Here is a 24,333-nt window from a genome sequence, read left to right on the forward strand (position 1 = left end):
AGTTATCCATATATTATATGGTATAAGAAGCTTTTCACTCATGTCAAACAAAAACTTCTAACTCCCATCTATGTAACACCTTTTTAAGGAACCCAATTAACTGGGTTCCTTCATTTATTAAATTTTTTACCTAACTAAATTTCTTTTCTTCCTTCTAATGCTTTAGACAATGTAACCTCATCTGCATATTCTAAATCTCCTCCAACCGGTATTCCAGCTGCAATTCTAGTCACCTTAATATCTAAAGGTTTAAGTACCTTTGATATATACATTGCCGTTGCTTCACCTTCTATATTAGGATTAGTTGCTAATATAACTTCTTTTATATCTTCACTCATTCTTGAAACAAGTTCTCTAATTCTAATATCTTGTGGACCTCTACCTTGCATTGGAGATATATTTCCATGTAAAACATGATATACTCCATTATATTCTTTAACTTTTTCCATAGTCATGATATCTTTAGGTTGCTCTACAACACATATAGTTCCCTTATCCCTATTTGGATTTGAACATAACGGACATGGATCTTTATCTGTAAAATTTCCACATACTGAACAATATTTAATTGTCCCTCTTGCTTGAACTAATGCATTTGCAAATTCCTTAACTTCATTTTCTGGAAGATTTAAAATATGTAAAGTTAGTCTTTGTGCAGTTTTTTGTCCAACGCTTGGCAACTTTGCAAATTCTTCAATTAACTTTTCTATGGCTACAGGATAAAATTCCATCATAACCAAAACATCTCCCTTCATCTTATCAATTTTATGAATCTATAACTATTTTTGTAATTTTGACTTATTAAAATTTATAATAAAATTTAGCAATAGGTATATTCAAAAATACTAATATATATTTTATCTTTATTATATGCACCTTATAAATTGTTCATTTAAGGCACATGAAAGAAAATAACAAGTCCAAAATACGATGATTATTTTTCATCAAGCAAGCAGAAGCAGATTGATCTGATAGCGGTTCTATTAGAGCAATCTGCTAATTTAGTATTATGAAAAACAGGCTTTGTAGATAGACTTGTTATTTTTTAATGTGCCTAAAAAAGCATACAGATGGAGTACACTCCAACATTCTGTATGCTAACCAAGGCACATAGAAAAAATAACAGAAAAGAAATTAAACTTTACTATTAATTTCTTTGATTATAAAATCGCCCATATTTATCCACATAAATAGGATTTAAAATAAACAAGTGAAAATTGTTATTTTTTAATTTATCCAATGTAATTATTCCTAGAATAATCCACCTGGCATTCCACCTGTTAATCTACCCATTTTACTTGTAGTTTCTTCATCAGCCTTCTTTAATGCTTCATTAACAGCACTTACTACTAAATCTTCAAGCATTTCTACATCATCTTCATCTACAACTTCTGGTTTTATCTTAATAGAAGTTAACTCTTTTTTACCAGATACCTTTGCTACTACAGCACCACCGCCTACTGACGCTTCAAACTCTTTTGTTTCAAGCTCTTTTTGCATATCTTCCATTTGCTTTTGAAGTTTTTGTGCTTGTTTCATAAGATTGTTCATGTTTCCTCCACCGAAACCACCTGGAAATCCACCTTTTGCCATAAAAAAATCCTCCTCTTTCTTATATAGCATATATAGTAATAATTCAAAAATGCATATATTCCACATCATAAACCATAATCCTATTCACATAACATTCACCATTACGCTAAACAGATTTACACTCTATGATACGAAACCAATTGATACACTTACTTATATTAAAATATGCCTAAATATCATTTTTTAATTATAAAACATCTTTATATAATACTCAATACTTATAAACTTCACATCATGTAGTTATGAAAATATAATTATTATACTATTCTTAAACTTTACAACAATATTAAATTGTTTAAATGATCATAAATAATCTTTACAAATTACTCATCATATACTTCAAATGGAACTCCTTCCAGTGTTTGCTTTAATAAATCTTCTTTATCTTGTTGCTCTTTTTCTTTTTTAACTATATAGTTCACAATGACTTTTTCACCTAAGGATTCAGAAAATACACCATTTACAATTTCCTTATACTCTTGTTTTTCTAATCTATCTTTATTAAATGCATACATCGACTCATACTCTAATGTAATTACTCCATTCTTAAATGAATATGGTTTAGCTGTAACAATTGATGCATAAACAATCATTGCTCTCTTAGCTTTAAATTTCTCTAAAACTTCAGTCCAGACTCTTCCTATATCATCAAGTGTCAATGATGAATTAGGATTCACTTCTAGTTTATTTTCACTGGCTTCATTAACTTTATGTACAATATTTTTCAGCTGATTACTATCATGAGCGTTATGATTAGAACTACGATGTTCTCCTTCTGATGCCTCATTAGCAGTTCCTGATTGAACCATTTGTATTTTTCCGCTTTTTAACGATTCCTCAAGCTTATTTATTCTTGATAGTATAACTTCATTTGAAGTATCATATTCAATTTTGCACATTTTTATTATTGCAAGCTCTAAGTATAATCTACTTTGTTTACTTGCCTTAGAATTTGCTTCAGCCTCCTGAAGTATTCTAATACCTCTCATTATTTCTTCAACTCTAATTCGACGTCCTTGCTCTTTAACTAGCGAAATGTTTTCAAGAGACATATCCAAAACTTCTTCAGGATTATTAGTGACCTTAACCATTAAAAGATTTCTAAAATGAGATATTAAATCCTTTATAAACAATTGCATATCCTTACCTGAATACACCAGCTTATCAACTATAACCATAGCCTTTTCAACACTTCTATCTACAATTGCATTTGTTATGTCAAATAAGTATTCATTAGTTACAAGGCCTAACATACTTACTAGATCGTCATAATTAATCTGATTTTCACCCATAGCAATTGCTTGGTCAAGTATACTTACTGCATCTCTCATCGCACCGTCACATACTCTTGCAATTAAATCCAAACTTTTTTCTTCATATTGTATATTTTGAGCTTCAGTAATTTTTCTTAGTCTAGATGAAATTTCTTTTTGGTTTATTCTCTTAAAATCAAATCTTTGACATCTAGATAAAATTGTTATAGGTAATTTTTGTGGATCTGTTGTTGCTAATATGAATATTACATTCTTAGGCGGCTCTTCTAAAGTTTTTAGAAATGCATTAACAGCTCCAACTGATAACATATGAACTTCGTCCATTATGTAAACTTTATATTTAGCTTCCTGTGGTGGATATTTAGTATCATCTATAATATCTCTAATCTTATCAATACCATTATTAGATGCTGCATCCAATTCAGTTACATCAATCGCTAATCCGTCATTTATTTTTCTGCACATCTCACATTCATTACATGGTTCACCATCTTCAGAATTAAGACAATTTAAGGCCTTTGCCATTACTTTGGCTGTAGATGTCTTCCCCGTTCCTCTTGTACCACAAAAAAGATAAGCGTGTGCTATTCTGTCATTTAAAATTTCATTTTTTAATGTTATAGTAATATGTTTTTGACCAACTACATCATCAAAAGTCCTTGGTCTCCACTCTCTATATAATGCTGTATAACCCAAAGGCTCTCACCTCACTATTCTTCTTAAGACATATAAAATTAAAATAACAGATTAACATGCATTATATATTTTATGACATAATTAATCAGGTAAACTTTTTTATAGTTGAAGTACTACTATAAAAACCTTACAAAATGTATCATAAAATATATTGGCATAATAACCCATTATTTTTAATGTTCCTAAATATAATATTATTATACACTAATGACTACATAATTAGTATAAGTGGATAAAATATTTATACTTATATATACAAACTATACAAAAAAGCTCTCTCTAACGTATTATAAGGCCCTATCATTATAATGAGGCCTTATAGTATAGTTTAAAATTCAAAATAAATATAAATTAAAAGGCAAACAATCTAAAACATATAGAAATTAAACTATAATTAATATGAAACGTTTCCTATGTTACACGCATGGACTACTACTTCTTCTGGAATTTCATACTTACTGGCGACATCTTGTATAGCTAACTCTAAACTCATCATATCTCGTTTATCCTTTAAAATTTCTGATATAATTTGCACTGCAATATTAAATGATATTTTCATAACATATACCTCCTAAATCTTTTGTTTAGGTACATAAGAAAACAACAAACAAAATGCTGCTCGCATTTTGTGCAAAATCAAGGAGGTAAGATTTGCTCATAACATATTTTCAGCAGAAATTTTGAAGAAAGTGCCACACAAAATAAGCATGCAAACTTGTCTGTTATTTTTTAATAAACCTAACTTTGTTAACTATATATATATATGCTAAAATGAGTTGATAATATACTCTAAATTCACAAAAATTTATACACATTTAAGAAAAATAATATATTAGTATGATTATATATTTTATATTATGCTGCGCTAGTCAAATTTAATAATGTTCTACTATTATTAGTGAATCTAGCATTTGGCTTATAATAAAATATGCAACTCATATTCCATTTATTATTTTCATTTACTTTAAGTTTAATTAATTTTATAGGAGGATGTAGCAATGAGTACATATGATGATAAATATTTATCAATCGCTAAAGATATATTAGAAAATGGATATTTTGATACTAATAGGACTGGAATATCAACTTATAAACTGCCTCATCAAATTATGCAATTTAATTTAGAAAAAGAATTTCCCATCTTAACAACTAAATTTGTTGCCTTTAAAACTGCTGTTAAAGAACTTTTATGGATTTTTAAAGATCAATCAAATGATGTAAATGATCTTCATAAGCAAAATGTTAAGATTTGGGACGAATGGATGATGGATGATGGAACTATCGGTACCTCTTATGGATGGGTTGTTAAGAAATTCAATCAAATTGATAAATTAATAGATTCATTAAAAAATAATCCACAAGATAGAAGAATGATGCTTAATTTATGGCAAATATCATACCTAGATACTGGTGCATTATATCCATGCTGCTGGTGCACAATGTGGGACGTAACTGATGGTCGACTTAACTGTATGTTAGTTCAAAGAAGCGGCGACTGGCCACTTGGTGTACCATTTAATACAACGCAATATGCTGTATTGGTTCATTTATTAGCACAAGTTACAGGACTTAAGCCTGGATTATTTACTCATGTAATAAACAATGCACATATATATGAAAATCAAGTTGAAGGTATTAAGACTCAATTAGAAAGAAAAGATGACGGTTTTGATGCTCCAAAACTTTGGATTAATCCTGAAATCAAAGATTTCTATGACTTTACTCCAGATGATATAAAACTTGAGGATTATAAGCATCATGAATCAATAAAAATGCCTGTTTCAGTGTAATCTAAACTTTATTCTGAAATTCAAACTTGTGTGACTAGCTACCAAATTATATATAACTTAAATTAATAACACTAAGGAGGAATTAAAAATGCTATCAATAATTGTTGCAATTGCCAAAAACAATGTTATTGGAAAAGACAATAAGTTAATATGGCACATCTCAGAAGATTTAAAAAGATTTAAAAGCATAACGTCTGGAAAATCAATGATTATGGGACGGAAAACTTTTGAATCACTTCCTGGAATCTTACCAAATAGAGAACATATAATTTTAACTAGAGACAAAAACTTTAAAGTTGACTCTGATAAAGTGAAAGTAGTTAATGATTTAGATACTCTTATTGAAAAATATTCAAACTGCGAAGATGAAGTTTTTGTAATTGGAGGGGCTGAAATTTATAAACAACTTTTACCTTATGCTCATAAATTGTATCTAACAAAAATAGATACTGATTTTGAAGGAGATACATATTTTCCACAAATTAATTACGATGAATTTAAATCAGAATTTACTTCTGAGAAATTTACTGATGAAAAAAACGGATTAAATTACACATTTATAAATTTAATAAGAAAGTAATACATATCGTTAAATCTCATACTAATTAGAATCTAAAAAAATATCCACATAAGAGCACATTTTATTCAAACTTATGTACTCTTATTGTGGATATCATTGAGAAATTATCACATTTCCCATCTTACCTACCAATTCAATTGTGGCTTTTAGTATTTATTGTTTCAATATATTTATCTCCCCAGACTTTAAACTGTTCAAGCACTGGAATAAAGTCTACTCCCAATTCCGTCAAAGAATACTCAACTTTAGGTGGTATCTCTGAATAAATTTTACGACTAACCAACCCATAATCTTCAAGCATTCTTAATTGTTTTGTTAACGTAGCTTGTGTAATATTATCCATTTTCCTCTGAAGTTCTCCATACCTCAAAGTCCCCTCACTCAAATGATAAATTATCAATATAGACCATTTACCTGAGAATACTTTTTGAGCTGTAAAGTATGGACATTTTCCAAATAACTCATTATTATCTTCCATCATTTATCTCCTTCCTTTAGTATATATTTGATACTAACAAAAGTAAATAATCGTACTTGTTATTATTTTTGTACATGTTATCATTTATGTATAATTAAATTTTAACACACGCACATGAAAGGAGCAATAAATATGGATAAAGCTTTAGAATTCTTAAAAGATTGTGGTACTTTTTACCTAGCAACTAATGAAGGTGATCAACCAAGGGTAAGACCATTTGGTGCTGTCTTTGAATATGAACACAAATTATATATCGTAACAAACAATACTAAAAAATGTTTCAAACAAATGCTTCAAAATCCAAAAGTTGAAATCAGTGGGATGAACAAAAAAGGTCAATGGATTCGTCTTAGTGGTGAGGTAGCAAACGATGATAGACGTGAAGTAAAAGAACTTGCACTTGAAACTATTCCAGTTTTAAAATCTATGTATAACATTAATGATGGTATTTTTGCTGTTCTTTATTTTACAAAAGGTACTGCCACTATTTCTTCATTTACAGGAGAACCTGAAACATTCTCATTATAATAATAAAAAACATAACTTAAAATTATGATATAATAATCAAAAATCAAATGCCTGCTTCATAAAAGGTATTTGATTTCTTTGATGAGTTCATAATAAAATTCATCAAAGAAGTATATCTATTGTAATCGTAAATAAACTTTGAATGGAGAAAAGCATATATGATAAAATTTATTAAAGAAATATTTAGTTTTGAAAACTTTAAAAAAGCGATGCTATATAGTTTATCTAGTCGACCAAATCTTACTACAGATGACTATAAAAATTTAACTAATATTCTTAAAAATATGGATCAAAAAGACATAAATCAAGAAAAACATATAAAAAAAACTGCATAGCTTTAGCACCGTTTGGAGATTAATAATATGAGTAATATAATAAGCAAAGAGAAGGTATTATAATTTTTATTTACAAAGATTATAATACCTTCTCTTTGCTTGTTATAGGATTGCATAGATAAACAACTTATACTATAGTTAACCAAAATAAAAGTCATGCATTTGTTTTGGTTACTAAAAACTATCGTCTATACAGTCGCTTTGTTAGTCAATTTAACACTTTTCATTCATTAATATATCAAATAGATATATTTTTTCAAAAAAATAACACACACTAGCTATTTTTTCATAGCTAAGCGTGTGCTCTCTTATACCGTGCGTAAGTGACACTATAAGTATTTCGTAGTTGGCGGAGAGAAGGGGATTTGAACCCCTGATAGAGTTGCCCCTATACACGCTTTCCAGGCGTGCTCCTTCGACCACTCGGACATCTCTCCATAATTTATTTCTAACTTTATGCTTTTCTATAATATCATATAAGTTTTTTTAATTCAACTTAATATTTATGCTTATAAAAGAAAATAAGGGCATTTCATAAATGAAATTCCCTTACTTTCTTATCCTATTGATTTTTGTCCTATATTGTTAATCCTATTGAAGAATAACCTATTTTATTCGAAAAATTCTAATCAATCTTATTAAAGATTTAAATTGAACCATGCACCTCGCTTCGTTATTAGTTCTCCATACGTTACTTTTGCAGTTAGCTCAGACCAGATTGATCCACGGCACACGAAAGTGACCACTTATCGCTGCTTCCTTCCGGACCTGACGAGGTTCATGGGCTTCCGTTGCGTGGGACCCAGTCATCAACACCACTTACAAAAGTCAGACTATAGATCGCTAATACCTAAGCGAGGAATTAAATCCTGCTATAGCGGATTGCAGGTTACAGGGCACCGCTAACTCCCCATCTAGCATGGCAATGGTGGAATGAAGAGGGATTGAACCTCCATAACTTTTCACTCTTGTGAAAAAGTCTAGTCCCCAGTGGACATCAGACCATATTATTCATTGCTCATTAGTCTTTAATAAAATGCATACTTTTATAGTAATACTATATATATCACTATACTTTGTAAATTAAATATCACTTATTAATAACATATTTGAAATATGTTATTAAGGATACTTGTTAATAATAACATATACGTCTTCTAAATTCAAGATTATTCTACAGTAAAATTATTTAAATTATAGTGGTTAAAATTCAATACATTACCACCACCTAATTACTCTTGAATAAATTACACATATTATAAGTTTTACTTTTTAAATTCCATAACTTGTACTAACTAGTTTTTATACTCAATCAAAGATAATATCTAAAACATATAAATTTACTTTTATATTATTTGTTTTTTTATTAATAATATTCATACTAACTATTATAATTTATAGTACATATAATAATATAAATTTTTATTATTTTTCTTAAACAGCAATAAATTGTACTTAAGACAAGAAAAAGCGTATATAAAATTTATTTAATAAATTTTATATACGCTATTATAATATGTTTTAATAATTAAAATATTAAAATAAAAAGACTCATTTATTAACTAACATAATTTTAATAACATATTATATATATTTGTTTTTTATTGATTAATATTCAAATTATGAAATAAGTGGTGATACAAATAAAATTAATGATAAAGTTATAATAAATATAACTGTTGCCCAAGATATGATATTTTGCGTTTTATTATTAACATACTTACCCATTATTCTTTTATCATTAATCAAAATTATCATGAATGTTAATATAATTGGAGATAGCATTCCAGCTATTTCTTGACTTATAAGTATAATTTGCATAAGTGATATTCCAGGAATAAGTATAAATAAAGCACCTATTACAATTATACCAGTATATATACTAAAGAATGCTGGTGAATCCTTATAATCATTATCAACACCACTTTCCCATCCAAATGCTTCACATATTGCATAAGATGTTGAAAGCGGAATAACAGCTGTAGCAAGGACTGATGCCCCAAATAATCCAGCACCAAAAAGTATGTATGCCCATTCCCCTGCTAATGGCTTTAAAGACATTGCTGCTTCCTGTGCAGAACCTATAGTTATACCTGCTTTATAAAGTGTTGCTGCTGTACAAACAATTATAAAAAATGCTACTGCATTTCCCCAAAATGCTCCTAAATAAACATCAAGTTTTTCATACTTATACTCAGATATACTTAATTTTTTATCTACTATTGATGATTGCAAATAAAATTGCATATATGGAGTAATTGTTGTACCAATCATTCCTATAAATGTTAAAATAAAACCTGTATTAAACTCAATTGTTGGAGTGGCCATAGATCTAGCAACAACTCCCCAATCGGGTTTAGTCAAAAATGCTGAAATAATATAAGTAAAAAATACAAATGTAAATAGCAAGAATATATTTTCTACCTTTTTATAAGATCCCTTCATTATTAAAAACCAAATTGCTATAGATGCAATAGGTATTGATATATATTTATTTACATTAAAAAGTTCTAAACTTGCTGCAATACCTGCAAAATCACCAAAGACAACTCCCATATTAGCAATTAAAAGAATAGCCATTGCAAAAAAAGTAAGTTTAACTCCAAACTTTTCTCTAATTAAATCAGACAATCCTTTACCAGTTACTACTGCCATTCTTGCATTCATTTCTTGTATTACTGCAAGACTAAATGTAATTAACAAAAGTCCCCATAACATTTTATACCCATATGAAGCTCCAACTGATGCATATGTTGTAATTCCACCTGCATCATTACCAGCGTTTACAGTAATTAGTCCTGGCCCAATAATTGTCATAATGAAAAGTAACTTTTTGAATCTATTAGACAATGTCTTCTTCATATTATTGCCCTCCTTAATCTTGTATACTCGTAAATGCTGTCATTTAATGATACTACTCCTATTAATTTAGCCTCATCATCTATAACTGGCATACCTATAAGATTATATTTTTGCATTATACTAAGAGCATCCTCTATTTCATCCTCATCTTTTAATGTTTTTGGCTGAGACCCCATCACATTATAGAGTTTAGTATTTTTATCTGAAGTAATAAGTGAAAATAGAGAAAGTATACCAATAAGATTATCTTTATCATTTGTAATATATATATAGTAACTTTCCTCTTCATCAGGGCTGTTATCTTCAATCCACTTTAAAACCTCACTTACCGTTACATCCGGTAAAAATGTTAAGAAGTCCTTAGACATTATACTTCCCACTGTTTCTCTTTCGTACTCCATAAGTTCTCTGATTTCGCCTTGGCTTTCTGTATCCATTTGAGTTAACAGCTTTTCTACTCTATCTTCCTCTATTTCCTCAAGGATATCAGCAACTTCATCTGATGGCATGATTTCAAAAATGTCAGTAGCTTTTTCATCTGACATGGATTTTAATAAATTTACTTGGACATCAGTTTCTATTTCCTCAAGAACTTCAGCTGCTTTTTCATTGTTTAAACTATTAAATAGTATATTTCTACTTGTATTATCAAGGTCCTCAATTATATCCGCTATATCTGCTGCATGCAAAGTTTCAATTTTATTTGCCGGCATATGAAGTTGTAAATTATTAACGTTTGTAGATAAAGTCTGAACATTATCCCAAATAATTAACTTATTTCTTAAGTTACATTTAAAAGCTCCTATTAACTTAATAAAAAGATACTCTACGCCAAGTCGCCTGAGCAAGCCTCTTGTTCCTATATCAACAGCTACAAGCTGCCACTTAGAATTTATATTTCCAAGCCTTACATCATTAACACGTTCTACCTTTTTACCATTAATATCGACTATTTGTTTATCTAAAAAATCTCTTACTAAAAAAATATCTTTTTCATGTGGCAATTTTATTATAAGACGTTCACTATTAATTTTAATTATATATCTTTCTTTTTCATCTCTTAATATATCAAGAGCTTCTGCTGATACATAAAAAGATTTTCTTCCATTTGTAATTTGTATATACATTACAGTAGGATTTGATTGACTAAAATCAAGTATAAGATCCTTTAATCTACCAATTACTTGTCCTGATATATTTTGAATTGGCTTATGAAGAATTTTGCTAAAAAAGAAACTTGTTGCTTTTTCCATATTATTCACCCTTTCAATTAGGGCATCAAAAGTACATCCAATTAATGCCCATAAAAATAGTATTACTTGAACCTAAATAAAAATTCATATCACACTTATCCGTATCATAGTCATCCATTTGGATGCACCTCCTTTACTAAACAGTTAAGCTAAATTCTATAAAATAAAAAAATCCCTCCACTTTAAGTGAAGGGATAATAACCTAAACAATAACGTTACAAATACACGTAATTATTTTAATCATATAATTGCGACATTTCCTTCACTCGTTGAGCTTTAGCACTATATAGCATAGAAAACCTACGGTCTTCGGCTACATTAAGTAGAACCTTAATCCGGCAATACCTGTTGACCCATTGGCGTCTTTCGACGTTTCCGGGCAGCAGCATGTATCTATATAGGAGCCTCACCTAACAAAGATTTTATTTTTAATTTCAACTTATTTTACTATCTACTACTTGGTAAGTCAATAACAAAAATAACATCCTTGAATCATCTTGGATATTAAGCAATTATATCTAAACTATTATATCGTCAATTAATTATCTTAAGTTCAAAAAGCTGTCAGTTAAATATTAAATATTACATATAAATTAATTTTTAATACAAGTAATTGATTATTATTATTTAGTATTCCATAATTATCATATAAATACATTTATTTGTTAAAATTTTAAAGGAGAATTTAAGATGAACAGATTTTTAGTTAGCAAAAAACTTCTTAAACAACTAGATACTCCTATGATTATTACAGCTCTTCTTATTACTATTTTTGGAATTATAAATATTTATAGTGTAACGTATTCAACTCTTGGATTTTACTATGCTAAATTACAAATATTATGGTTAATTTTAGGCATAGCAATAATATATTTTATTTTATTATTTAATTATAATATGATAGGAATATATTCTAAGTTAATTTACTGGTCTGGAGTAATACTTTTATTATATAACGATATAACTAGCAAAGCTGTAAAAGGAGCATCATCATGGATACGACTTGGGAATAGAGCTATAGAACCCGGCGAATTTGTAAAGTTGGGATTAATATTAATTCTAGCAAAAAAATTAGATGATATGGATGGAAATATAAATACTCCAAAGAACTTTCTTATTTTATCCATATATGCCTTTATTCCAATGTTCCTAATAATAATTCAACCTAATTTAGGAATGACTCTTATTTGTTTTTTTGTTACTCTAGGTATATATTTCATTTCAGGTTTAAATCTAAAAATTATTGCAGCAGGATTTCTATCTACAGTCCCATTAAGCTTTATTCTATGGTTTAGCAACATATTAAAACCATATCAAAGGCAGAGAATTCTAGTATTCTTAGATCCAGAATCATATCAACAAAATTCAGGCTTCCAATTAATGCAATCTATAATAAGTATAGGTTCTGGTGGTTTATTTGGAGATGGATTTCTAAAAGGCATTAAATCATCTGGTGGATTTATTCCCGAAGTTCATACAGATTTTATATTTGCAGCTGTTGGAGAACAGTGGGGATTTCTAGGTGCCCTTTTTCTTATATTATTATATGTTATTTTGATTTATAGAATGCTTAAGTTGGCCAAGCAGTCTAAAGATATTATCGGTCGCCTTATCTGTGTTGGTACAGCATCTGGATTCTTATTTTCAGTACTTCAAAACATAGGTATGACTATTGGAATTATGCCGGTTGCAGGAATTACACTTCCGTTTATGAGCTATGGTGGCAGCTCAATACTCGTTAACTTTATGTCTTTGGGATTGGTGCTAAATGTAGGTATGAGAAAAAGTAAAATTAACTTCTAAAATATTGTAATATTAAAATTCTAAAGTACATTTAAATATTATAAGTGGTTTAAACCTAAATATAAGGTTTAAACCACTTATAATACAATAAACATTTTCTAATAAAATATCAATCAGCTAATAAACAAGCTAGAATTAAATGAACAAAATGCTTTATACAAATTTATTTATACATATAATCTCTAGTCCATTGCAATTCATTATTTACCCCTTTATTAAATAGAAATTGATGAATGTTTATATTTCCACAATTAAAAGATGCTGCACAAGAATTTAAATATAATCTCCACATCCTTATAAAAGTTTCATCCTTCGTTTTTCTTATTTCAGGTAGTGCATTTTCGAAATTCCTTGCCCAATTTTCTAAAGTTCTTCCATAATGCAACCTTAGATTTTCTACATCAATGACATCAAACTTCTCATTTGACATATATTCTATTAATTCTGTAATTGCTGGAATATATCCACCTGGGAAAATATATTTATCTATCCAAGTATTATTTCCTCCGGTTTCTATGGCTGTTATACAATGAAGTAAGGATACTCCATTTTCATTTAACAAATTATTTATAGTTGAAAAGTACTCTGCAAGATGATCTTTCCCAACATGTTCTAACATGCCCACACTAACTATTTTATCGAACTTTTTATTCTTTAGCTCTCTGTAATCTGTAAGTTGAACTTCAACTAGATCCTCTAGTCCTTCATTTTTTATTCTTTCATTAACTTTAGATAACTGCTCAGAACTCAAAGTTATCCCCATAGCCTTTACTTTATATTTTTTAGCTGCAGTAATAATCAATTCACCCCAGCCACAGCCTATATCTAATAAGGTTTCACCCTCTTTTAAATCTAATTTCTTAATAATATGTTCTACTTTGTTTTTTTGAGCTTGAGTTAGTGAATCATTTGCAGATTTAAAGTAACCACAAGAATATGTCATGGTATCATCTAACCATAATTTATAAAAGTCATTTCCAATATCATAATGAAATTCAATATTCTTTTTACTATTCTTAATATTATTTGTAGCCATCTTTAGTAAATTTGCATATTTATCACTATTGCTTAAAAAACTCTCTTTATTATTATATAAAGATTCTATAACTTTTTGAACGCTTCCCTCGATATCTATTTTTTTGGTCATATATGCTTCACCAAAAGTTAATGAAGGATCCTTAATAATATCAGCTTTAGGAATAGGTTCATTAAAAATTATTTTAAATTGGCTTTCTCCTTGTCCATAAACTTCTGAACTACCATCCCAAAGTTTTAGTTCAAAGGTATCTGAAAATAAATTTTTAAATAATGTTTTGTAAAATATTTTGTCAATAATCATGACATTCATCTCCCATTTTTATTTAATTAACAAATCTAAAAATTAGATTAAATTTAACGATTTACTTTATTAGCTTCATTACTATTTCACATAGCTTTACATTTTGAACGCAGTTTACCATTTATATATTTCTTTTAAATGTTATTCTCTTTACTTTTTGATAAATAATTGAATAATTGATTATAATTTTTTTCTACTAATGGTTGTCTGTTTTTTGAATTCTCAATTTTATTATTATGTATGTCCATATTTTTTTTAAAGTTTTCTAATGTATCAATAATAGCAGTTTTAAATAGTGGAATAGAATCAATTATTCTCTTTATTCCATATATATATTCATCATCACTAAGAGTAAAACATTGAAATAATCCAGAAGTTAATCTTCCATCAGAGAACATATATATGTATCTATCACGCATTTCATCAGATAAATCAACTTCAATTTTATGCTTATATAATCTAAATATAATATCTCCATTTTTTATAAACACAGGAAATATACTAGAAAAAAGCGCCACTATATTGTTTTGTTCATCAACTACACCCGAAAAATCATTTTCATTAAGTCTCGCTACAATTTCATCTGTAAATATACAGTTTTTTATTTCCTTGCCCAATTTTGATTTTAATCTTTGTTCTCTTTCTTCAATTAATAAATTATCAATAGAATTAAATAATCTATTAATCGGACTTATATTTTTTTTTGAATTCTCTTTATTAGTAATCATAATAATTCCTCCATAAATAATTTAATTAAAACTTAATCTTTAATGATTTCAAAGAATATCATTAGACCAACTCAAATAGTAATAAATAAAAATGACATACACGATATTAACCTTTCGCATATGTCTTCAATAATTTCAGTTTTAACTATATCAAAAACAAAGTTAAAAAATAAAATTAACTCTAAAAATATTTCCGGTACAGATAATGTTAAAAAGCAATTGTATTATTATTCCTAAAAAATATGCTATTAAAATAATAATTACTTATTTAAAATATTTCAAAGGTCACTTATTCCGTAAAAATCGCCGACATAGTGGTCATACCAGTTAGTGCTAATATATCACATATTTTCTAATAATTCAACAAATGAATTCATAACAACATTTCCTTTTCTGTTACTTTCCTAATGTTTTTTTCCATTAACTTCATTTTCCATGCATTTATGTTAATCAGTAGTGTTTCCGCTTTAACATACATTTATATTAATATATTTTCATATAAAAAAATTTATGCCATAAAAAACTCAAATAGACCTCAACACAATTTCTTGCTTGCAATTTTTTATTAAAATAACTATTGAGCATAAGATTATATTAGGTAAAATATTAAAACATAAAAAGTGCTACAATCCTTAGTAATATAAGGTTTAAAGCGCTAAACTCAAATAAATATTTTGGCGGAGAGAAAGGGATTTGAACCCCCGGTACCCTAGTTTGAGTACAATGATTTTCGAGACCATCGCTTTAAACCACTCAGCCATCTCTCCATATAATTTTTCAATTCATTTATTTTACATATATTACACAAATAAACACACAAGATAATTATACACCTTATTAAATCAAACAAAAAGCACTTTTACTATTAATATCATACTTCTATTTACCATATCCTCAATTTATAATTATATAATTCATATCAATCTTAAAGTTATCAAGTTTATTACATTAAATATTATTGTTTTCTTCTTTTGTCGAAAAATTCAACTAATAAATCAGAACATTCATCATCATATGTCCATTTAACATTAACAAAAGAATTTAACCTTCTGTTATCAAGAATATTAATTGTTGAACCACAAGCTCCCATATCTTTATTAAAAGTTCCTATGTATAATTTAGATATTCTACTTTGAACAATAGCACTAGCACACATCGGGCAAGGTTCAAGTGTTACATACATTTCGGTACCATTGAGTCTCCAATCGCCAAGAAACTTCGATGCTTTTCTTATTGCTAAAATTTCAGCATGTGCTGTAGTATCATTTAATGTTTCTTTTAAGTTATGAGCTTTTGCTATAACTACACCATCTTTTACAATGACAGCCCCTACTGGAATTTCTCCTTTTTCCATTGCTAAAATTGCTTGTTTCTTAGCAATTTCCATGAAATCTATCATATTTAATCTCCTTATCGTTATATTAAAATTTCTTAAATATTATTTCACATATATCTTACTACCTAAATTATATTATCTAAATAAAATTTTAAGTTTATATAAAAAATTAAAACTAAAATTTATATCTTACAACAAAAAAAGATCACTGAAAAATGTATACAGTAATCTTTTTATCTTATATATTAATCCTAACACTTCAATCATTATTTTTTAATTAATATACTAATATCCATTTATTTTATTTTTCCTCTTCAACATTAGTAAATATTCTAACTTTTTTAATTCTGTTTTTCTCTATCTTCTCTGCAATAAATTTTGTTTTATTTATCGCAACTTCTTCCTGCTCTTCTGGCATTCTACCAAGCTCTCCAATCATAAATCCGCCAACAGAATCAAATTCTTCAGAATCTATATCGACCCCAATTAATTCACTAATCTCATGTAATTTCACACTTCCTTCAACTACATATTCGTTATCCCTTATAACTTGAACAGACTTCTTCTCTTCATCATATTCGTCTTCAATTTCTCCAACTATCTCTTCTACTAAGTCTTCAATTGTGACTATTCCAACAGTTCCACCATATTCATCTAATACAACTGCAATATGATTTCTTGATTTTTTCATTTCTTTAAACAATTCTACAATTTTCTTAAATTCAAATGTATAGAATGGTTCTCTAATATATTTATTTACATTAAAGTTTTCCCTTGCATTTTCAACCATAGCAAGATCTTTAACATTTAAAAATCCTATAATATTATCTATAGTTTGATTATAAACAGGAATTCTAGAGAATTGCTCATTCTTTATTACTTCCATTACTTCATCATAAGTTGCTTCTTCATCAATAGAAATAATATCCACTCTTTGAACCATTATATCTTTAACTTGTTGATCCGCAAATTCAAATACATTAAATATCATTTCTTTTTCAACATTTTCTAAAACGCCTTCCTCTTCACTAACGCCAACCATAGTTTTTAATTCTTCTTCCGTTATGGATGATTCAGATTCATTAGGATTTCCTCCAAGAATTCTAATCACCAATGAAGAAATGGCTGCAAAAATGTAAACTATCGGTTTAAACACTACTACTACAAATCTTATAAACTTGGCAACTTTTAATGATACTGATTCAGGATTTTGTTTAGCTATAGATTTTGGTGTTACTTCACCAAAAATAAGTATTAATATAGTCATTATTCCAGTGGCAATTCCAACTCCACTACTTCCAAAAATATTTGTTGCAACCATTGTTGCAATTGATGATGCTCCTATATTAGCTACATTATTTCCTATTAAAATCGCACTTAAAAGCTTGTTTTGGTCCTCAGTAAGTTTTTCTACCAATTCAGCTCCTGGCACCCCTTCTTCAATCATATGTCTTAATCTTATTTTGTTCAAAGACATAAGTGCAGTTTCTGACATTGAAAATAAGCAAGATAATACTATCAGTAAAATCAAACTAATTATCTGCCACGTATAACTAGGGTCCAAAAATAATCACTCTCCTAAAATTTCAAAATTTATATTTTACTTTAATTATATCATATTATAAATCAAAGTAATATAATTGCCAATTTCATCCTATTAACTTATATTACTATATTTAGTGATTTGGGAATTAATACATAGTATTAGAACCATATATCAAATTTTCTTATTTCATTAAGTCATTACTCTACTTTAATTTTTAGCTAAGACACATTTAAAAAATAAAAAATCCTTCTGACAAACCTATTTCCAGTCATGTTAAGTCAGCAAATTACCTTGATAAGCTCACTATAACATCAATTCACTTCCTTGCATTATGAAAAAAATAATCATAACCTTTTGGACTTATCGTTTTATTTTATATGCTTGAAAATACATCTTAACTAGAAAAAAGTGTTCTCTTCTGCACAGTGTTGCTTTGAAAATATGGATGTAGCATTTCTTCATTATAAGTTATTCTACCTTTGCTTGTCCCAATAAATATTGGGAACATACAAAAGTGGATGCAACTTACAATGTTAGAAATCCACATCTATATTCTCTAGCAACCGAGCAAAAAGAGAACACTTTCTTTCGGTAAATAATTGCTATAACTTATTATTGCACTTCACTTAATGTAGGCATTGATGCTATTGCTCCATAGTTTGTACATGTTATTGCTCCTACTTTGTTAGCAAATGCAACTATTTCTTTCCATTGTTCCATACTAATGTTTTTCTTATCCTCAAATTCAGATACTTGCTTTAATACAGCTCCAACAAATGAATCTCCAGCTCCTGTTGAATCTACTTGTTTAATCTTGATTGATGGAATTACTGCATTTTCACCCTTAACGCTTAAGTAAGTTCCTTCAGCTCCTAAAGTAATAGTTACTACACCAACTCCTAATTCATGTAACTTATTAACTCCAGCTGTAAGATCCTTTTCCTTAGTTATTAAGTATAATTCTTCATCACTTAATTTAGTGAAATCACTATACTTTAAAAATTTCTTACTATCTGCTATAAATTGATCTAGCATATCATCTTTGATTAATGCATCTCTATAATTTGGATCAAACGATACATAAATATTGTTTTCCTTTGCATATTCTAATAATTTAAAATATGTTTTCTTTAATTCACCTTCTAAAAATCCTGTAGCTGATCCAAAGTGAATTATATCTGTTGCTGTTATCTTTGATGTATCAACATTATCAAATGAATATTCTCCATCGCTTCCTCTTAAGAAATCGAAGTTACGCTCTCCATCTGCATCTATTCCAACTAAGGCCATTGTAGTGCTTCCTTTTTCTACTGCCATTTCAGTATTTATATTCAAATCATTTAATAATCCAATTAAAAATTTTCCGAAGAAGTCATCTCCAACTTGACCTAAGAAATAAGCATTTCCTTCTAACTTAGTAATACTTGCCGCAACGTTAGCTGGTGCTCCTCCTGCTTTCTTTTCGAATTTTTCACCATATTTTAGGCCTTTATTATCAACACAAACCATGTCAATTAAAAGTTCCCCAATGCAAAAAATGTTTTTATTCATACTTAACACCCCTCAAATTCCAAACGATTGCTTCGTTTAATTTTAGTTTATTATCGCTTTTAATTTCTACTTCTAATTCGTCTTCCTTAGGGAAGTACATTAATGTTGTTGTTTGTAAACCTTTTTCATAATATATTTCCATCACAGAATTGTCAAGAAACATATGTAAACTTAACGATTTATCAGTCTTTAATTTAAACTTCCTAATCCCTTTTCCGCCTAATTTCATATTATTTCTATCTATGATGCATATTTCAGTTCTTTTGTCATAAACTAAAGATATATATTCATCTTTAAACTTAAACTTCAACTCTATAACATTACTTTCATCAAAATCAAAATCTAACTTTATTTCTACATTTCTTGAATCTAATTTTAAGTTATAATTACAAAAAGTTAAATTATTAATATTTACAATTTGTGACTTTCTTAGATTTTCTACTAACTTTAATGGTCTTTGATATAATACATTATCCTTATATTCTAGAACTCTAGGTAAAGTTAACGGAAACATCCAGCCGCCATTATCTGAACTTGGATATTCATTGTCCTTATCTGGCATACCTACCCATCCAATCATGATATTTTCACCATCATGAGTGAATACTTGTGGTGCATAAAAATCAAATCCCATATCTATTTCTTTAAATTCACTATGGTTCTTTAAGGATACTTCTTCTAAATCTAAATCTCCAATTATATATCCTGATTGATATATATTTTGATATCTAAATTCCTCAGCTTCTAATCCTTGTGGTGAAAATAAAAATGCATATTTAGTTTTATCTAACTTAACCATATTAGGACATTCCCACATATAGCCAAATTCATTCATATTTGTCTTTAACTCTCCGACAAGTTCCCAATTTTCAATGTCTTCCGACTTATAAATCAGAGCTCTTCCTTTTAAATTCTCAGTTTGAACTCCAAGTACCATGTAATAAACTCCATCTTGAATAAATATCATCGGATCTCTAAAATGTGCAGTATATCCTTCAGGCTGCTTAGTTATTATAGGTCCTCTCTTTTCAAAAGTTCCATCTTTATGATAATCAACTATACATTGATAAGATTCTCTATTATTATTTTCATCTTTAACATTTCCTGTATAAAATAATTTTAAAGTATTATCTTTTACATATGCACCACCAGAATAACATCCGTTTTTATCATACCATTCTTCTGGCTTTAGAATTATTTCCGGCTTAGTAAAATTAACAAAATCATCTGTTTTAACTAGTGCCCAATGTTTATTCTTATGTTCACATCCAAATGGATTCCATTGATAAAAAATATGAAATTTATCATTATAGTAACTCAATCCATTAGGATCATTAACTAACCCAAATGGCATTTCTATATGAAAATTATTTCGCCATATGTTGTTGTCTTTATTACTATAATAATTATTTAAATTCTCTTCTACCTTTTGATATAAATCTTGATTTAGCATAATTACCTCTTTCCTCATTTAGGCACATCAAAGAAAATAATAATTCAAAGATGAGACGTATATTTTGTGTCAGACAAGGAGACAATTTCAATTCATAGTAGACTATTAACTGAAATTGCCGACGCAGTATGATGCAAAATAGGTTAACATATTGATCTATTATTTTTGGGATTGTGCCTTAACTTAAAGTTCATTTTTTAATAATAAATGAATATACTTAACTAGAGTCTCTTGAAGGCACTTAAAATCTACTAATTCCTGATTATCTAAGTCTTATTTGCTACTAAAAATTCTTACACTTTCTCTTTCTATGAGCTTTAATGGTACATTATTATGTTTATCTAACTTCTTTCCTTCAATCAGATCTAAAATTCCCTGAGCTGTATTGACTCCTACTAAATCATAATTAAATGCTACAGTAGTAAGTGTAGGATATAAAACACTTCCAACATCATATCCTCCAAATCCAGCTAATGAAATTTCATCGGGAACCTTAATATTATTTTCATGCAGATATCTAAGTATTCCTAAGCATATATTATCAGTTGCACAAACTATTCCTGTTGGACTAAACTTCATCATTTCCTTTGCCATTTCATATGACTTTTCAAACGAGAATCCAGTCTCTATAAAATCAACACTACTTTCTGGATTATTTTCAGTAAAAGCATCTATAAATCCAGATTTACGTTCCACGCCAACTGCTTTATCTTCTTCTGTTACACCTGCAAAAACAACATTTCTATGGCCTTTTTCTTTAAAATAATTCCCCATAATTCTTCCAGCTTCATAGTCATCTATCTTAATGTAATCAGTGAATTCATTTTTTTGTCCTGTAAAAATCATTGGAACATTTAATTTATTAACTAATTTTATATGTTCCTTAGTAATAGCAATAGAATTAATAATGATTCCATCAACACCTTGTTGATATAGACTCTTTATATTCTCTAGTTCTTTTTCAATACTTAAATTACTTATCAATATTAAACCTTGATAATCATTTTCTTCCAGCCTCCTGTTAATTCCAGTTAACAATTTTCCAACTGTAACTGAATCCATTCTCGGTAACACAATACCAATTAGCTTACTTCTTTTAGTTTTTAATCTCTTTGCAAAAAAATTAGTTTGAAAGCCAGTCTTTTCAATGGCTTCTTTTATCTTTTTAGCATTTTCTTCACTTACATACCCATTATTTAAATATCTAGAAACACTGCTTTTGGATACATTAACCATGTTAGCAATGTCTTGAATTGTAACTTTTCGATCCATAATAACCTCCATATAACGTATAAAATAACAACTTATTATTTCTAATGTTATTTTTGATTAATATTATTATATCCTATTATTTGATAATATTAAAAATCAAGTTATATATGTAATATTACTAATTTAGGTACATGAATCATATGATGCAAGTAAATCAGTATACTTAATTTTGTTTTAAATATATTTAAATACTTTTTTATTTACTTAGACTCTTTATTTAGTTAAGAATAATATTATATTATTACAAAACATATTAATTTCTAAATAAATCTAAAAAGATAATATATTTTGTAATAATAATCTCGTAAGATTATTATCCTATTATATTTAGATAGATCTAGTAGAATCCTATAGTCTCCACTAAATCTATCCAAATGCATAATTTTTAATATGCTATATTTATTTTTATTATTCTTCTGTCTTAAAGAAGAAATATGTTAAGCAGAATGATACTGCTATTGCTACTGCATTAACTAAAATGTAGCTACCTAAGCTGTTCATGTATAATAACATACCAGGAATAGCTGTAACTCCCATTCCAGTACCTGCTAAATGAAGCATTCCTGAAATCATACCACCAGCTGCTCCACCTACACAACCAAATGCAAATGGTTTTATAAATCTTAAATTAACTCCGAAGATTGCTGGTTCAGTAATTCCTAAGAAAGCTGGTATTGCTGATGAAATATATAATGAACGTTTCTTTTTATCTTTTGTCTTAAATGCTACTGCTAATGCTGCTGCTCCTTGAGCTACAATACCACAAGTTATCATTGCGTTAAATGCATCTTTTCCTGTACTTGCTAATAATTCAACTTCTAAAGCATTTAATGCGTGATGAACTCCTGTAACAACGATAATTTGATGAACACCTCCAATGATAAGACCACCTATTCCAAATGGAAGATCCATAAAGCTCTTAATAGCACCAAATATTAATTGTTCAGCATTATGCATGATTGGTCCAACTATTAATAATCCTAATATCATTGAGAATAATAAAGTAACAAATGGTGTAACTATTAAGTCTAATACATCTGGCACAACTTTCTTAAGTGCCTTTTGAGTTTTAGCTGCAATAATTCCAAGTACTAAAGCAGGTAATACAGAACCTTGATATCCTACAACCGGAATAGTTATTCCTAGTATAGAAAGGTTAATTGGAGTGGCAGTTCCTGCTGCTACTGCATAAGCATTTGGTAAGCTTGGTGATACAAGCATCAATCCTATTACTATACCTATAACTGGTGTCCCACCAAACTTTTTCATTGTTGACCAAGCAACTAGAGCTGGTAAAAATGCAAACGCAGTATCAGTTAATACTTGAGTGAAAAGAACAAAATTATCACCCATCTGTACACCTAAGTTTTGTAGAAGTCCTCTTACTCCCATAAATAATCCTGTCGCAACTAATACAGGAATTATTGGAACAAATACATCCCCAAATGTTCTTGAAATCTTTTGTAATAATGTCATATCACTATAAGCATCTTGTTTTGCACTACTATTTGCTAAATTTTCTTCTCCTTTAACGATTACATCATATACCTTATTAACAAATCCTGTTCCAAGGATTATTTGATATTGTGCTGCTGCAAAAAATTGTCCTTTAACTCCATCAATATTTTCAATAGCTTTTTCATTAATCTTTTCCTTATCTTTTAATATAAGTCTCAATCTAGTGGCACAATGTTCAACGGATTTAATGTTTTCTTTTCCACCGATATTCTCTAATATCTCTTTTGCTACTACATTTTCTTTCATAGATAACATCCCCCTATTCTCTATTTAAAAATCGTTTTCATACTTTACATACCACAACTCTCTGTGTTGTTTTTATGATACCAGTTCCACACATTATATGTCAATATATTTTTTTATATTTCAAAAAATATTTTTATCATTTGAATCGTTAT

At 28.4% G+C, this 24,333-nt stretch carries 20 protein-coding genes, 2 tRNA genes, 1 other RNA gene and 1 riboswitch; of the genes, 5 read left to right on the plus strand and 18 right to left on the minus strand.

All coding sequences use genetic code 11. The features are described from left to right. Nucleotides 1-134 precede the first annotated feature (134 nt). The 4 genes from recR to CLSA_RS23270 all read right to left on the minus strand — a co-directional run bounded on the left by recR (nucleotide 135) and on the right by CLSA_RS23270 (nucleotide 4,122). A complete protein-coding gene (recR, locus tag CLSA_RS21200; RefSeq protein ID WP_041716875.1) occupies nucleotides 135-731 on the minus strand; it encodes a recombination mediator RecR in 597 nt (198 codons plus the stop codon). Between the two features lie 520 nt (nucleotides 732-1,251). Further along, the gene (locus tag CLSA_RS21205; RefSeq protein WP_041716409.1) at nucleotides 1,252-1,593 is read right to left on the minus strand and encodes a YbaB/EbfC family nucleoid-associated protein; all 342 of its coding nucleotides are present in this window, start codon (nucleotides 1,591-1,593) and stop codon (nucleotides 1,252-1,254) included. A gap of 323 nt (nucleotides 1,594-1,916) precedes the next feature. Then, the gene (gene dnaX, locus CLSA_RS21210; protein WP_022750687.1) at nucleotides 1,917-3,563 is read right to left on the minus strand and encodes a DNA polymerase III subunit gamma/tau; all 1,647 of its coding nucleotides are present in this window, start codon (nucleotides 3,561-3,563) and stop codon (nucleotides 1,917-1,919) included. Between the two features lie 394 nt (nucleotides 3,564-3,957). Further along, a complete protein-coding gene (locus CLSA_RS23270; protein ID WP_022750688.1) occupies nucleotides 3,958-4,122 on the minus strand; it encodes a hypothetical protein in 165 nt (54 codons plus the stop codon). Between the two features lie 439 nt (nucleotides 4,123-4,561). Between CLSA_RS23270 and CLSA_RS21215 the strand changes: the two genes are divergently transcribed. Next, nucleotides 4,562-5,353: a thymidylate synthase gene (locus CLSA_RS21215; protein ID WP_022750689.1), complete on the plus strand. Its 792-nt coding sequence runs from the start codon at nucleotides 4,562-4,564 to the stop codon at nucleotides 5,351-5,353. Nucleotides 5,354-5,441: 88 nt separating this feature from the next. Then, nucleotides 5,442-5,933, plus strand: a complete 492-nt coding sequence (locus CLSA_RS21220; protein WP_022750690.1) for a dihydrofolate reductase — start codon at nucleotides 5,442-5,444, stop codon at nucleotides 5,931-5,933. Nucleotides 5,934-6,066: 133 nt separating this feature from the next. Here the strand turns inward: CLSA_RS21220 and CLSA_RS21225 are convergent, their stop codons facing one another. Then, complete coding sequence (locus tag CLSA_RS21225; protein ID WP_041716410.1) at nucleotides 6,067-6,411, minus strand: winged helix-turn-helix transcriptional regulator; 345 nt, start codon at nucleotides 6,409-6,411, stop codon at nucleotides 6,067-6,069. A 132-nt stretch (nucleotides 6,412-6,543) separates the two neighbouring features. On the opposite strand from CLSA_RS21225, the gene CLSA_RS21230 reads away from it, so the two are divergent. Next, complete coding sequence (locus CLSA_RS21230) at nucleotides 6,544-6,939, plus strand: pyridoxamine 5'-phosphate oxidase family protein (RefSeq protein ID WP_022750692.1); 396 nt, start codon at nucleotides 6,544-6,546, stop codon at nucleotides 6,937-6,939. Nucleotides 6,940-7,097: 158 nt separating this feature from the next. Then, nucleotides 7,098-7,274 carry a hypothetical protein gene (locus tag CLSA_RS23545; protein WP_022750693.1) on the plus strand — a complete coding sequence of 59 codons (177 nt, stop codon included), beginning with the start codon at nucleotides 7,098-7,100 and terminating at the stop codon, nucleotides 7,272-7,274. A 347-nt stretch (nucleotides 7,275-7,621) separates the two neighbouring features. Here CLSA_RS23545 and CLSA_RS21235 read toward each other — a convergent pair. The 4 genes from CLSA_RS21235 to CLSA_RS21245 all read right to left on the minus strand — a co-directional run bounded on the left by CLSA_RS21235 (nucleotide 7,622) and on the right by CLSA_RS21245 (nucleotide 11,389). Continuing rightward, nucleotides 7,622-7,711: transfer RNA gene (locus tag CLSA_RS21235), tRNA-Ser, on the minus strand. A gap of 219 nt (nucleotides 7,712-7,930) precedes the next feature. After that, nucleotides 7,931-8,197: signal recognition particle sRNA large type (gene ffs / locus CLSA_RS22715), an RNA gene on the minus strand. A gap of 697 nt (nucleotides 8,198-8,894) precedes the next feature. Next, nucleotides 8,895-10,136, minus strand: coding sequence for an Nramp family divalent metal transporter (locus tag CLSA_RS21240; protein ID WP_022750694.1), 1,242 nt, complete (start codon nucleotides 10,134-10,136; stop codon nucleotides 8,895-8,897). Beyond that, nucleotides 10,133-11,389 (minus strand): magnesium transporter, encoded by a 1,257-nt coding sequence (locus tag CLSA_RS21245; RefSeq protein ID WP_022750695.1) that lies wholly within the window; start codon nucleotides 11,387-11,389, stop codon nucleotides 10,133-10,135. The genes CLSA_RS21240 and CLSA_RS21245 overlap by 4 nt, the downstream gene beginning before the upstream one ends. Before the next feature lie 254 nt (nucleotides 11,390-11,643). Then, nucleotides 11,644-11,814, minus strand: a riboswitch (M-box (ykoK) riboswitch). A gap of 265 nt (nucleotides 11,815-12,079) precedes the next feature. On the opposite strand from CLSA_RS21245, the gene rodA reads away from it, so the two are divergent. Then, a complete protein-coding gene (gene rodA, locus CLSA_RS21250) occupies nucleotides 12,080-13,192 on the plus strand; it encodes a rod shape-determining protein RodA (RefSeq protein WP_022750696.1) in 1,113 nt (370 codons plus the stop codon). Nucleotides 13,193-13,355: 163 nt separating this feature from the next. Here the strand turns inward: rodA and CLSA_RS21255 are convergent, their stop codons facing one another. The 9 genes from CLSA_RS21255 to CLSA_RS21295 all read right to left on the minus strand — a co-directional run bounded on the left by CLSA_RS21255 (nucleotide 13,356) and on the right by CLSA_RS21295 (nucleotide 24,181). Then, entirely contained in the window at nucleotides 13,356-14,531 is a 1,176-nt protein-coding gene (locus CLSA_RS21255) for an SAM-dependent methyltransferase (protein ID WP_022750697.1), read from the minus strand. 134 nt (nucleotides 14,532-14,665) lie between these two features. Further along, on the minus strand, nucleotides 14,666-15,259 hold the full coding sequence (locus CLSA_RS21260) for a hypothetical protein (protein WP_022750698.1): 594 nt from the start codon (nucleotides 15,257-15,259) through the stop codon (nucleotides 14,666-14,668). 675 nt (nucleotides 15,260-15,934) lie between these two features. Next, nucleotides 15,935-16,026, minus strand: a tRNA-Ser gene (locus tag CLSA_RS21265). Between the two features lie 188 nt (nucleotides 16,027-16,214). Further along, complete coding sequence (locus tag CLSA_RS21270; protein ID WP_022750699.1) at nucleotides 16,215-16,658, minus strand: nucleoside deaminase; 444 nt, start codon at nucleotides 16,656-16,658, stop codon at nucleotides 16,215-16,217. 238 nt (nucleotides 16,659-16,896) lie between these two features. Next, the gene (locus CLSA_RS21275; protein WP_022750700.1) at nucleotides 16,897-18,159 is read right to left on the minus strand and encodes an HlyC/CorC family transporter; all 1,263 of its coding nucleotides are present in this window, start codon (nucleotides 18,157-18,159) and stop codon (nucleotides 16,897-16,899) included. Between the two features lie 594 nt (nucleotides 18,160-18,753). Next, nucleotides 18,754-19,692 (minus strand): carbohydrate kinase family protein, encoded by a 939-nt coding sequence (locus CLSA_RS21280; RefSeq protein ID WP_022750702.1) that lies wholly within the window; start codon nucleotides 19,690-19,692, stop codon nucleotides 18,754-18,756. After that, nucleotides 19,685-21,145: a sucrose-6-phosphate hydrolase gene (locus tag CLSA_RS21285; RefSeq protein ID WP_022750703.1), complete on the minus strand. Its 1,461-nt coding sequence runs from the start codon at nucleotides 21,143-21,145 to the stop codon at nucleotides 19,685-19,687. Before CLSA_RS21285 ends, CLSA_RS21280 begins: the two co-directional genes overlap by 8 nt. A 273-nt stretch (nucleotides 21,146-21,418) precedes the next feature. Next, nucleotides 21,419-22,417 carry a LacI family DNA-binding transcriptional regulator gene (locus CLSA_RS21290; RefSeq protein ID WP_022750704.1) on the minus strand — a complete coding sequence of 333 codons (999 nt, stop codon included), beginning with the start codon at nucleotides 22,415-22,417 and terminating at the stop codon, nucleotides 21,419-21,421. Nucleotides 22,418-22,825: 408 nt separating this feature from the next. Next, on the minus strand, nucleotides 22,826-24,181 hold the full coding sequence (locus CLSA_RS21295; RefSeq protein WP_022750705.1) for a sucrose-specific PTS transporter subunit IIBC: 1,356 nt from the start codon (nucleotides 24,179-24,181) through the stop codon (nucleotides 22,826-22,828). Between the last annotated feature and the right edge of the window lie 152 nt (nucleotides 24,182-24,333).

It is taken from the genome of Clostridium saccharobutylicum DSM 13864, from assembly GCF_000473995.1.
In the GTDB taxonomy this organism is placed as follows: Bacteria; Bacillota; Clostridia; order Clostridiales; family Clostridiaceae; genus Clostridium; species Clostridium saccharobutylicum.

Excerpts from the sequence above, each read along its gene's own strand:
- recR (WP_041716875.1), bottom strand. The coding sequence starts at position 731 with ATGGAATTTTATCCTGTAGCCATAGAAAAGTTAATTGAAGAATTTGCA.
- CLSA_RS21205 (WP_041716409.1), bottom strand. The coding sequence starts at position 1,593 with ATGGCAAAAGGTGGATTTCCAGGTGGTTTCGGTGGAGGAAACATGAAC.
- CLSA_RS23270 (WP_022750688.1), bottom strand. The coding sequence starts at position 4,122 with ATGAAAATATCATTTAATATTGCAGTGCAAATTATATCAGAAATTTTA.
- CLSA_RS21215 (WP_022750689.1), top strand. The coding sequence starts at position 4,562 with ATGAGTACATATGATGATAAATATTTATCAATCGCTAAAGATATATTA.
- CLSA_RS21220 (WP_022750690.1), top strand. The coding sequence starts at position 5,442 with ATGCTATCAATAATTGTTGCAATTGCCAAAAACAATGTTATTGGAAAA.
- CLSA_RS21225 (WP_041716410.1), bottom strand. The coding sequence starts at position 6,411 with ATGGAAGATAATAATGAGTTATTTGGAAAATGTCCATACTTTACAGCT.
- CLSA_RS21230 (WP_022750692.1), top strand. The coding sequence starts at position 6,544 with ATGGATAAAGCTTTAGAATTCTTAAAAGATTGTGGTACTTTTTACCTA.
- CLSA_RS23545 (WP_022750693.1), top strand. The coding sequence starts at position 7,098 with ATGATAAAATTTATTAAAGAAATATTTAGTTTTGAAAACTTTAAAAAA.
- CLSA_RS21240 (WP_022750694.1), bottom strand. The coding sequence starts at position 10,136 with ATGAAGAAGACATTGTCTAATAGATTCAAAAAGTTACTTTTCATTATG.
- CLSA_RS21245 (WP_022750695.1), bottom strand. The coding sequence starts at position 11,389 with ATGGAAAAAGCAACAAGTTTCTTTTTTAGCAAAATTCTTCATAAGCCA.
- rodA (WP_022750696.1), top strand. The coding sequence starts at position 12,080 with ATGAACAGATTTTTAGTTAGCAAAAAACTTCTTAAACAACTAGATACT.
- CLSA_RS21255 (WP_022750697.1), bottom strand. The coding sequence starts at position 14,531 with ATGATTATTGACAAAATATTTTACAAAACATTATTTAAAAATTTATTT.
- CLSA_RS21260 (WP_022750698.1), bottom strand. The coding sequence starts at position 15,259 with ATGATTACTAATAAAGAGAATTCAAAAAAAAATATAAGTCCGATTAAT.
- CLSA_RS21270 (WP_022750699.1), bottom strand. The coding sequence starts at position 16,658 with ATGATAGATTTCATGGAAATTGCTAAGAAACAAGCAATTTTAGCAATG.
- CLSA_RS21280 (WP_022750702.1), bottom strand. The coding sequence starts at position 19,692 with ATGAATAAAAACATTTTTTGCATTGGGGAACTTTTAATTGACATGGTT.
- CLSA_RS21285 (WP_022750703.1), bottom strand. The coding sequence starts at position 21,145 with ATGCTAAATCAAGATTTATATCAAAAGGTAGAAGAGAATTTAAATAAT.
- CLSA_RS21290 (WP_022750704.1), bottom strand. The coding sequence starts at position 22,417 with ATGGATCGAAAAGTTACAATTCAAGACATTGCTAACATGGTTAATGTA.
- CLSA_RS21295 (WP_022750705.1), bottom strand. The coding sequence starts at position 24,181 with ATGAAAGAAAATGTAGTAGCAAAAGAGATATTAGAGAATATCGGTGGA.